This is a genomic window from Paracoccus sp. SY (assembly GCF_002901215.1).
Lineage (GTDB): Bacteria > Pseudomonadota > Alphaproteobacteria > Rhodobacterales > Rhodobacteraceae > Paracoccus > Paracoccus acridae.
In genome coordinates, this window is the sequence record NZ_NWMQ01000072.1 from 1 (window position 1) to 8,522 (window position 8,522).

At 62.1% G+C, this 8,522-nt stretch carries 9 protein-coding genes and 1 pseudogene; 7 read left to right on the forward strand and 3 right to left on the reverse strand.

Annotated features, from left to right (window positions below):
• The 3 genes from CK944_RS23820 to CK944_RS24405 form a co-directional block, all read left to right on the forward strand.
• Positions 1–210 (forward strand): hypothetical protein (locus tag CK944_RS23820; RefSeq protein ID WP_205049129.1); only part of this gene is annotated, 210 nt, incomplete at its 5' end.
• A gap of 526 nt (positions 211–736) precedes the next feature.
• Positions 737–1,093: a hypothetical protein gene (locus tag CK944_RS20665; RefSeq protein ID WP_103174946.1), complete on the forward strand. Its 357-nt coding sequence runs from the start codon at positions 737–739 to the stop codon at positions 1,091–1,093.
• Between the two features lie 185 nt (positions 1,094–1,278).
• Positions 1,279–1,914 carry a DUF2934 domain-containing protein gene (locus CK944_RS24405; RefSeq protein ID WP_103174947.1) on the forward strand — a complete coding sequence of 212 codons (636 nt, stop codon included), beginning with the start codon at positions 1,279–1,281 and terminating at the stop codon, positions 1,912–1,914.
• Between the two features lie 264 nt (positions 1,915–2,178).
• Here CK944_RS24405 and CK944_RS20675 read toward each other — a convergent pair whose 3' ends face one another.
• Positions 2,179–2,433, reverse strand: a complete 255-nt coding sequence (locus tag CK944_RS20675) for a hypothetical protein (protein WP_103174948.1) — start codon at positions 2,431–2,433, stop codon at positions 2,179–2,181.
• A gap of 359 nt (positions 2,434–2,792) precedes the next feature.
• Between CK944_RS20675 and CK944_RS20680 the strand changes: the two genes are divergently transcribed.
• The 4 genes and pseudogenes from CK944_RS20680 to CK944_RS20695 form a co-directional block, all read left to right on the forward strand.
• Positions 2,793–3,902 carry a PHB depolymerase family esterase gene (locus CK944_RS20680; protein ID WP_239986192.1) on the forward strand — a complete coding sequence of 370 codons (1,110 nt, stop codon included), beginning with the start codon at positions 2,793–2,795 and terminating at the stop codon, positions 3,900–3,902.
• A 476-nt stretch (positions 3,903–4,378) separates the two neighbouring features.
• A complete protein-coding gene (locus CK944_RS20685) occupies positions 4,379–4,606 on the forward strand; it encodes a hypothetical protein (RefSeq protein WP_103174949.1) in 228 nt (75 codons plus the stop codon).
• A 126-nt stretch (positions 4,607–4,732) separates the two neighbouring features.
• Positions 4,733–5,080 (forward strand): hypothetical protein, encoded by a 348-nt coding sequence (locus CK944_RS20690; RefSeq protein ID WP_103174950.1) that lies wholly within the window; start codon positions 4,733–4,735, stop codon positions 5,078–5,080.
• 135 nt (positions 5,081–5,215) lie between these two features.
• Positions 5,216–5,473: pseudogene (locus CK944_RS20695) on the forward strand (nicotinate-nucleotide diphosphorylase); the annotation flags it as partial.
• Between the two features lie 87 nt (positions 5,474–5,560).
• On the opposite strand, the gene CK944_RS20700 reads toward CK944_RS20695, so the two are convergent.
• On the reverse strand, positions 5,561–8,188 hold the full coding sequence (locus CK944_RS20700; protein ID WP_103174951.1) for a nitrate reductase: 2,628 nt from the start codon (positions 8,186–8,188) through the stop codon (positions 5,561–5,563).
• Positions 8,189–8,199: 11 nt separating this feature from the next.
• Positions 8,200–8,522: nitrite reductase small subunit NirD (nirD, locus tag CK944_RS20705; protein WP_103174953.1), on the reverse strand; the 323-nt coding region annotated here is incomplete at its 5' end.

Genomic DNA, 8,522 nt, shown 5'->3' on the forward strand with positions numbered 1-8,522 from the left:
GGTTCTTCCAAGGCTTTGTCTTCGATCATGCCCCTGCCCGTCAGCCGATGCCGAGGAAAGCCGCAGCTTGGCGAGACGGCGGAGGGGCTGGACAACCGGGCTCGCCCCACGTCTTCCCCAAAGAGCGCCCTGAATTCTGTTGAGACGTGCCAGATCGTTCGGTGGAACGGCAGGCACGGCATCAAGGAGAACAGAAACCCGGATGTGTAGATCAGCCCTTCGCCCAGGATCAGGGTGAAAACCCAAGACCACGTTTCATCGAAGAGGGCGCCGCCAGCGACAGCTGGGCCTCCGAACCCTGATGCAGATTTACCGGTCCATAGGATCCTTCAGGCGCCGGAGCCGCACTCGGAAGATTGGCAATGATCCGTTCAGGAGAGAGCAGATGGGTGGCGCCAATGATACAGGCGAGACACACCGGATGACGGACTATGTCCGCTGACATCCGGAATTTCTCGAAGAGGCATCAGGTGCCTCCTAATCTCGTTTCATCCGCCGCCGGTTCTACCGGCCAACTGGGTGCCGGCCCCGCACACGCGGGTGCTGGCATTTCCTTACGGGCCGTCAATCAATCAGCACGTTCCAGACCCCGTCAGCCCTTGCGGACAGGCTCTTTCACCATAGATCTTATCAAGCGTTGCAAGGAGACAGGGCCGACATACCCGCCGTTCCAGACAGCATCTTACAAAGATGCAGATGCCGGCCTGGGGCGACAGGGAGAAGACATGGAGAGATCATGACCGAAGTAACCCTGCCCACGACGCTGATGAACGAAGCCATGACAGTTGCTGCAGAAGCACTGGGAACGAGACTGGCCTCAAAACAGGACGTCGAACTGATGGCGGTGAGCCGCGGCGCCATGGCCGAGGCAAACGATCCAGGCTTCACCGATGCGCACCGGCTGCACCGCTTCGCCCTGCACCTGCTTGTCGAGGCAGAACTCGACCGCCGCCTCAGGGACCGTCAGAAAACCCGCGATAAGCACCTGGCGACGATGATGCCACAGGAACTGGCTGCTCACGAGAGGGCGACACGGGAGAAGAGTAACGTCCTTCCCTGGCCGAAAAAGATGAGCCGCGCTGGAAGCCTGTAACGTCGGATGGGAGCGTCCAGACGACGACAGCGTCTCTCCTATAGCCTCGCTCGATCTGCCGACGACACCCCATTGGCAAGGATGCATGAGCGTGTCACGGTGTCGGCATAAAGACCTGAATTCTCGCCACTCTCGCGCCCACGGCCGAGGAGATCAGAGTCTCATCGGAAACACGAGGACACATCATGACTGCCGAACGCACACGTCGGATCCAGGAACGGGCCCATTCCCTCTGGGAGAAGGAAGGCCAACCCCATGGCCGGGATGCGCAACACTGGTCTCAGGCAGAACGCGAGATCGACGCCGAAGACGCTGCACGCACATCCTCCCCGGCCGAGACAACCGCGACGCGCCGTCAGCCGAAGCGAAGGGCTGGGGCGAAAACGGCTACGGACACCTCGGGCACGCGCGGCGGCGAAGCAACCGCTGCGGCAGCTGAAGCCTCAGCGGAGGCGCCAGTAAAGACCCGGGGTCGCAAGCCAAAGGCTGTGACGGAAGAAGGCGCAGAGGCGCCTAAAGCGCGGCGCGGACGCTCCTCCAAGGTGGCAGCCGAAGCATCAGCGGATGGGCCGGTGAAAGCCAGAGGCCGCAAACCGAAAGCCGTAGGGGAAGACGGCGCTGAGGCGCCGAAGCCAGCACGGGGGCGCAAAGCAAAGCCAGCGTCTGAAGACGGGTCAGTCAGTTCAATGCCGGCCGGTGATGCTGAGCCCAAGGCCGCCGTCGTGGAAGGGAGCACGGAACCCAACACGGCAGTGACTCAAGATGCGGATCTGGCTCAAGAGCTCACGGAAGCGGTCGAAGCCTCCCGTACGGCTGAATGAGGTCTTCATTCCGGCTGCTGATGGAGATTGCTTCCGGATCATGAAGCTGGGTTAACCCAGAACGCACATCCTTCAGGGAGGGCCTTTGCTGCTCGGAGTGGCCGCGAGGGCCTTTTTGTTTGGTGCCGCGTGTTGCCTGTTGGCGAAATAACGCACGGTTGTCTGATAAGAAGATGAGGCACACAAAGGCTCGGTTCGCCGGCCTCACTGAACGGGTGCTCTTTCGGGGGGCTCAGCTTTCCTTATTGAGCCGTCTCACCGGCTTCACTTGTTCCGCCCTGCATCTTCAAGCGTCTTCAGGACCTCAAGGGCCTTAGCAAGGCCCGCCGCAGTGCTGCGGCTAGACTTGTCATAAGCGTCCGCAATATACGGAGCGATGATGCGGGCCGCCTCGGCGACTGTGTCTGGATCAGTGCTAATCGTTGAAGAGGCGTGGAATGTCGTGCCGTTAGCCGCCCGCATGCCGCGCAGCAGAAGTCGATGAAATCTGTCACGCAGGTGGCGGAAAGGAATACCCATACCTGACAACTCTTCTGGATGCTGCTGGTTGCGACTTGGCGCGAAATCCTCTCAGGTCATGTCAACCCACCCGAAGGGAGTTCACCGGTCACGGCTTCGAGCCCGGAAAAACCTAGATGGAGGATCTTCGTCACTACTCCGGTGATACCTCGAACGTCCCGAGCCCATTGCGGCTAACAGCCAATACCTCCACCTCAGCAAGAGCTCGTGGCTTTTCTGTCATTGCCAGACGACTTCCGGTCCGTGCACTTGGTTCCTGCATAGCCGCCTTGCGACGATAGTTCTGTTTTGCAGCTTGTGGGACGGGGTGGCGCATGTAACGCAAAAAGAAGGTGCCGTTCGCAGAAAGGACCCTGGACGTGTCGAAGCGACCGCGTTTCCCATTCAAGCCCGTCCATCTGAGGCCACGTGCCATCACCGCAACTGGCATGGTGTCTGCGATCTTCAGTTCTGCCGTGCGGGTAAGTGAGCAGGCATTGAAGCAGGTCAGTTTCACACCTGGAAAAACTCAGAAACCTGCCCGTAGAAAACCCGCGGGAGCAGCCAAGTCCACTGCAGATGTTGCATCCCGGCCCCGCAAGGTCATCATGCCAACTCGTGCATCGTTCCGGACTGCCACCCACAGCAGTGAGTTCGGGCAGCGGGATTACAAGATCTACACGCCCGCCTCGGCCGCCAGTTCCCTGGAGCCTATGCCACTGCTGATCATGCTGCATGGGTGTGGCCAGACCCCAGATGATTTTGCCACGGGCACGCGGATGAACGTCTTGGCCGAGGAGTTCAGGCTCCTGGTCGTCTATCCTGCTCAGACCCGTGAGGCGCATCCGAAGCGATGCTGGAACTGGTTTCAGCCCGGCGATCAAGGCCGACAGGCAGGTGAGCCAGCCATTCTCGCCAGCCTTACTCGCGACGTCCTGAAACGGCATGTGGCCGATCCGGCAAGGGTCTATGTCGCTGGACTGTCGGCCGGTGGATCAGCGGCCCTGGTTCTGGCAAGGGCTTACCCTGATATCTTTGCCGCAGTCGGTGTCCATTCCGGGCTTCCCGTTGGTGCTGCTCAGAACAAGGCTTCCGCCATGATGGCGATGGCACAGGGAAATCCCGGCGCTCGGTGCACGGTTCCGATGCCCACCATTATCTTTCATGGAAGCGATGATCGTGTCGTACATGCCCGCAACGGACGCTTCATAGCCATCCGCGCGCTCGAACCCTTTGCTGGGGTCCGGGGGACACATCTCAAACAGCAAGTCAAAGGCGGGCGCAGCTATGTGAAGAGCACCCATCGGATAGGACAAGGTCGACCACTCGTCGAGCACTGGCTGATCGAAGGGTCCGGCCACGCCTGGTCTGGAGGGTCGCCAGCCGGGCGCTTCGTGGATCCCTCAGGCCCAGACGCATCCCGTGAGATGGTGCGTTTCTTTCTCCGGCACAGAAAGAGCATCCGCAAAGGTACGGTCAGTCTGGATTAGGCTCGGCATCTCTGGGCATGGGGCTGTCCTTGTGTTGGCGATGCGGAGAGCGCCGCAGATGATCAGGACCGCACATGGAGGTTTACCGGCAATCGACGATGCAGCCCTTCTTTTCCGAAGTCGCAGAGCGCCGTACGATAGATGCTGCGTCGGGATAACAGCTGGAGTGTCCAAGGAGACGAGAAACGAGGTCTCCATAGTCGTTACTTGGCTTTGGCTCCGTTACTCAGCGGCTTGGCAGATTTCCGGCGTCCTGAGCACCTTGGACCGAACGAAGATCGCTTCCCCTTTATAGACGTCAATCCTCAAGTTAGCCCTAGTTTTTGTTGCTGACGCGCCACGATTTTTTCCACAAACCCCTTAGTTGTCTCAGCCGCAATGCTGCCATGCAGCATCAGCTGTTGTGATCGGTCTTGGGAAGGTCGATCTTGTTTGCAGGGGAGGAAACGACTTTGTCACCCGCAAGGAGTTTCCACATGGCGACCATCGCTTCTGCTTATTGTAAGTCTCCCAGCCGCTTGTCCGCCATCCTGGTGGCTCCGCTCCGTGCCGTGAGCCGTTTCATTATCATGTTGGCCGAAGCCAACGCGCAGATGCGCGCACTGAACCAGCTTAATCATCTATCGGACCACGCCCTGTCGGCTAGGGGCATGACCCGTGAGGGCGAGATGCGCCGGATCATGGGTGTATATGCCGCCCTCTGATTTCGCGAGGGACTGACGCCGTCTCTCCTGGCATTCCCGATCTGCCGGTCGTGCCGCGTTCCCCCTGCTACAGTCGATGCTGGGCTGGCCCTGATAAAACTCCTCTCTCGAAGAAAGAACCTGTCCATGAAAACGATCCTGCTTTCCGCGGTCGCTTCCCTTGCTATTGCAGCTCCTGCGGTGGCCGAAGTTGCTGTCCTGTCCGCACCACTTCAGGCCGAAAGCCTCCACTCTGGGGCATTGGACGTGGTCGCTTATCGGGTCGAACTCCCCAAGGGAGCCCATGAAGTGACGGCAGTGTTCCGCGGCCGCAACAACGAAGAGCCGCAGCGTGTTGTGATGCGCCTGGAAGACCAAGATGAGGTACAGTTCTCAATGCCGGGTGAGCCACAGACGCTTTACACCTTTACGGGCATGGCCAATGCCGTCGAGATCTCAGCTCAAGGGGTACCGGTGCAGCTCGCTTCTCGGTAAAGGTTGGGTGAACAGCACAGGGGCTTGCGCCCCGTGCTGTGAACTCACGCCGAAGCGCAGATCTGCGTTGTCTTCTAGTCACCCCGCATAGCTCAAGAAACGCACAAGAACAGCCAAGCCCTGCTCCTATCGCCCCAGATCGAAGTGGACCGGCTGGACCAACTGGCCGAGGTTCTGGACGAAGGCGGTGCGGATGTGGTCCTGCTGGACAACATGGACACCGACACGCTGCGGGGGGCGGTTGCCATGGCGAAGGGCCGCGTGGTGCTGGAAGCGTCCGGCAACATGCGCCTGCCCCGCATCGCCGAGGTAGCAGCGACCGGCGTGGACTATATCTCGGTCGGCGCGCTGACCCATTCGGTTCCCGTTCTGGATCTGGGTCTGGATTTCTGAAGCGCCTTTGTCGCCCCTCCGGTGCTGCCTGACCCTGCGTGGTGACAGGTTCTTCCAAGGCTTTGTCTTCAATCCCGCCGCTGCCCGTCAGCCGACCAAGGAGCCTGCCTTGGACGCGACTGCTGTCTGGAGTAGGTTTTTCAGATCCGGCTTGCATGACCCACAGTTCGTTCCTGCCCCAAGTGCCCGGCCGATGGCATCCACCGTCATCAGCTTTTGCGTGGCAATGCCCTGCAGGATCGTGTTCATGCCGATGCTGAAACAGGCGCAAACCAAGGCACCTGCATCTGGCTGGTCCCCTCCTGGCCGCCCGGCCAGGATCTCCCCGCCACAACCGGCTCCCAGGGATGCAGCAAGGTGGCTGCGCGACAGGCTTACAGGTTGGGGCGCGACAAACAGCGCCGCCTGAAGGCGGCCATCGATCGAGAAGGCCATCCGCCGGATGCCCTGGCGGGGATCCTGGACAAGCAGCGGCTCGCCCCTCACGCCCAACAAGCTGCGGGCTGCCTCGACCCAGTTCTCGGGCTCGCTGTGGCCGGCCAGTTCCACCTGATAGCCGCTTGGCAGGGTCGCGCTTGCCCAATAATCGCAGGCAGGCTTGATGGGATGGGTTGAGATGGCATAGCCATACCAGGCCGCTTTGAAGGGCTGAATGGCGACTGCGGCTGATTTCGACCCCGGCTGCCCCGACACCGGATCGACCGCCGCCGGCACCAGCACGTCGATGCGGCCGCACGAGGCCGTCTCACGGGTCCAGTGGATCGGCGCAAAGGGATGGCCCGGCGCCACGCGTTCTGTCACCAGCACCCGCAGGATGGCCCGGCCATGCGGGCTGGACACCTCGGCCAATGTGGCAGGGGCCAGTTCAAGCCTGGAAGCATCAGAAGGGTGAATTTCCAGAAACGGCTCGGCCAGGTGTCGCGACAAGCGCGGCGAGAGGCCGGTCCGGGTCATTGTGTGCCAATGGTCGCGCACCCGGCCCGTGTTCAATCGAAAAGGATAGGCGTCGCTGACGGCCGGCGGCAGACGCGGCGTCACTGGAACCATCCGCGCCTTGCCAGAAGATGTGTGAAACAGTCCATCGCCGAAAAAGCGCCCACCCTTGCGAGTGGAGGATTGCGGCCACAGGAACGGGTCCAAGGCGTCATATTCCTCTGCCGTAATCCCGGCATGGTCTGAGATGTCGAAGTCACTGCCAAGCGCGCCCGCGACCCCCGACAGCGCGGCGTGTTCGGCAAAGACCTGCGCCGGGCTGTCCCAGGCAAAGGCATCGCGCCAGCCCATGCGTGCGGCGACATCGGCGATGATGCGCCAGTCGTCGCGGGCGTGACTGGAAGGCGCAAGGCTGCGGCGCTGACGGCTGATGCGGCGTTCGGAGTTGGTGACGGTGCCGTCCTTTTCGCCCCAGCCCGTCGCGGGCAGCAGCACATCGGCCAAGCGGGTCGTATCGGTTCGAGCGATCATGTCCGATACCACCACGAAATCGCAGCCGGCAATGGCACGGGCGACGCGGTCGGCCTCGGGCATCGACACCGCCGGATTTGTGCAGATGATCCACAGAGCCTTGATCCGGCCTTCCTCGACCGCGCGGAACATGTCCACGGCCTTGAGGCCGGGCCTGTCGGCCATCCTGGGTGCGTGCCAGAAGTCCTGCACCGCATCGCGATGGATGACGTTTTCAATGTCCAGATGGCAGGCCAGCATGTTGGCGAGGCCGCCTACCTCTCGGCCGCCCATGGCATTAGGCTGGCCGGTGACGCTGAAGGGACCCATGCCAGGGCGGCCGATCCGGCCCGTCGCCAGGTGACAGTTCAGGATTGCATTCACCTTGTCGGTGCCGCTGTCCGACTGGTTGATGCCTTGGGAATAGACGGTGACGACCCGATCGCTGCCGCACCACAGGTTCAGGAACTGTTGCAACGCGCTGTGTGGCAGGCTGGTCACCGACGGCAACGACGCGCGTGCGGCAGCCAATGCCTCGGCCAGACCATCGGGGTTTTTCGTCACAAGGCCGCGCCGATCGATCTCGGCCAGCAGCAGGTTGAACAGCGCTGCATCCGATCCCGCCGCCAGCGGCAGATGCAGGTCGGCGATGTCGCAGGTGGCGGTGCGGCGGGGGTCTATGACGACGACCTTCGTTCCCCGCGCCTCGCGCGCGGCGGCCAGCCGCTGATACAGAACCGGGTGGCACCAGGCGAGGTTCGATCCCACAAGCACCACCGTGTCGGCCTGCTCCAGATCTTCGTAAAGCCCGGGCACGGTGTCCGAGCCGAACGCCCGGCGGTGACCTGCCACACTCGAGGCCATGCACAACCGCGAGTTCGTGTCGATGTTTGCGCTGCCGATGAAGCCCTTCATCAGCTTGTTGGCCGCATAATAATCTTCGGTCAGCAACTGGCCTGAGACATACATTGCTACCGAATCCGGTCCGTGTTCCGCGATGGCGGCGGAAAAGCGTCGCGCCACCAAGTCAAGCGCCTGATCCCAGCCTGCCTCCTGCCCGGCTATCTGCGGGGCCATCAGACGGCCCTTCAGTCCCACGGTTTCGCCCAGGGCGCTGCCCTTCACGCAGAGCCGCCCGAAATTTGCAGGATGGACGGGATCGCCCGCCACGGACAGCCCGCCCGCGCCGTCAGGCGTAGCCAGGACGCCGCAACCGACGCCGCAATAAGGGCAGGTGGTGCGAATGGCGGGACGGGGGGCCTGAATGGTCATGGGCTACTCCTTCAGGCGGCGGCGCTGCGGCGGAGCAGGGTGGCGTCGATCAGGATGCGGCCTCCTTGCACCTTGGCGGCGAAGGTCCGCACCCGGCCTTCGTCCGCGCCCTGGGCCTGGCCGGTGTTCATGTCGAAGACCCAGTTGTGCAGCGGACAGGTGACAAAGGTGCCGTGGACGATGCCTTCGGACAAAGGCCCGCCCTTGTGGGGGCAGCGATCCTCCAGCGCGAAGACGCGGTCGTCGGCGGTGCGGAACACGGCCACGCAGCCCTGCGCAGTCCTGACTACGCGGGCCCCTTGGGCTGGGATGTCGTCAAGCGATCCGATATCGA

Excerpts from the sequence above, each read along its gene's own strand:
- CK944_RS20665 (WP_103174946.1), top strand. The coding sequence starts at position 737 with ATGACCGAAGTAACCCTGCCCACGACGCTGATGAACGAAGCCATGACA.
- CK944_RS20690 (WP_103174950.1), top strand. The coding sequence starts at position 4,733 with ATGAAAACGATCCTGCTTTCCGCGGTCGCTTCCCTTGCTATTGCAGCT.
- CK944_RS20700 (WP_103174951.1), bottom strand. The coding sequence starts at position 8,188 with ATGACCATTCAGGCCCCCCGTCCCGCCATTCGCACCACCTGCCCTTAT.
- CK944_RS24405 (WP_103174947.1), top strand. The coding sequence starts at position 1,279 with ATGACTGCCGAACGCACACGTCGGATCCAGGAACGGGCCCATTCCCTC.
- CK944_RS20685 (WP_103174949.1), top strand. The coding sequence starts at position 4,379 with ATGGCGACCATCGCTTCTGCTTATTGTAAGTCTCCCAGCCGCTTGTCC.
- CK944_RS20675 (WP_103174948.1), bottom strand. The coding sequence starts at position 2,433 with ATGGGTATTCCTTTCCGCCACCTGCGTGACAGATTTCATCGACTTCTG.